Here is a 400-nt window from a genome sequence, read left to right on the forward strand (position 1 = left end):
GTTCCAGATCGACCACCGGACGCTTGGTCACTTCGCTCACGGCCTTGTCTTCATCTTCTTCATCGGCACGGTTCTTGATCTTGCTGATCCGCGCGACCTTGTGTTCGTAGACCTTGTTGCTCGCGCCTTTGGTGGCGAGACGGAAACGTACCCACTCGTCGCCGTCGCGGGTGAAGGTTTCGATGTCTTTGGCCGACAGCGACGCGGTCAGGGCGCCGGTGTCCATTTTGGCCTTGAGGACTTCACCGCCGATTTCCGGCAGCGCGATGTATTCGTAACGCCCGTACAGGGTCGGCTCGGCGGCCAGGACCGGCAGGGTCACGAGGGCAAGCAGTGCAAGGAGAGATTTCACGTAAGGGGCTTCCTTGAGGGATGTGGACGCATTGGCCGAATTCTAGAC

1 protein-coding gene is annotated in these 400 nt (G+C 59.8%); it reads right to left on the minus strand.

The annotated features are described in order from the left end of the window. Positions 1–352: putative ATP-dependent zinc protease (locus tag AB4Y85_RS19470; protein ID WP_441986553.1), on the minus strand; the 352-nt coding region annotated here is incomplete at its 3' end. Positions 353–400: the final 48 nt, after the last annotated feature.

Source organism: Microvirga sp. 2YAF29 (assembly GCF_052114605.1).
Classification (GTDB): Bacteria; Pseudomonadota; Alphaproteobacteria; order Rhizobiales; family Beijerinckiaceae; genus Microvirga.